1 protein-coding gene is annotated in these 617 nt (G+C 60.8%); it reads right to left on the reverse strand.

All coding sequences use genetic code 11. From position 1 onward, the window contains the following. Window positions 1-146: 146 nt before the first annotated feature. Window positions 147-515 carry a glycine cleavage system protein GcvH gene (gene gcvH / locus EN991_RS38845; protein ID WP_013531953.1) on the reverse strand — a complete coding sequence of 123 codons (369 nt, stop codon included), beginning with the start codon at window positions 513-515 and terminating at the stop codon, window positions 147-149. Window positions 516-617 lie beyond the last annotated feature (102 nt).

Consider the following 617-nt stretch of genomic DNA (forward strand, 5'->3'; position numbering starts at 1 on the left):
CGACTTCGGGACGGACTGGCTGATCAGCGTCTCGATCGAGGGCACGCCGATGGCGGCCAGCATGGCTCTGGTATCGTTGAGGCCGGGACCGATATGGCGGGCCGAGAAGGGGTAGGGTGCTGCGGTCATCTCAATAAGTCCTGATATCAACCGATATGGGCTTTGTAGGCGGCCTCATCCATGAGACCGGCGAGCTGGCTTTCGTCGGCAAGCTTCATCTTCCACAGCCAGCCGGCCCCTGTTGCGGCCGAATTGACCAGTGACGGATCCGACGACAGCGTGCCGTTGGCCTCGGTGATCTCGCCGTCGACTGGTGCATAGACATCGGACGCCGCCTTGACGGATTCGACCACGACGGCGGTGTCGCCCTTGGTCAATTTCTTTCCCGTCTCCGGCAGTTCGACGAAGACGAGGTCGCCGAGCTGCTCCTGCGCGTAATCAGTGATGCCGACCGTGGCGATGCCGCCCTCGACGCGGAGCCACTCGTGATCTGATGTGAAATAGGTTGTTGCCATTGAGATCATCCTTTTCGGTAGCGATGCGGTGTGAAGGGCAGGGAGCTGATATCGACTGGGATTTTCGTGCCGCGCACATCGGCGAAAACCCGAATTCCGGGC

The sequence above is a fragment of the Mesorhizobium sp. M7A.F.Ca.US.005.03.2.1 genome, assembly GCF_003997795.1.
Taxonomy (GTDB): domain Bacteria; phylum Pseudomonadota; class Alphaproteobacteria; order Rhizobiales; family Rhizobiaceae; genus Mesorhizobium; species Mesorhizobium ciceri.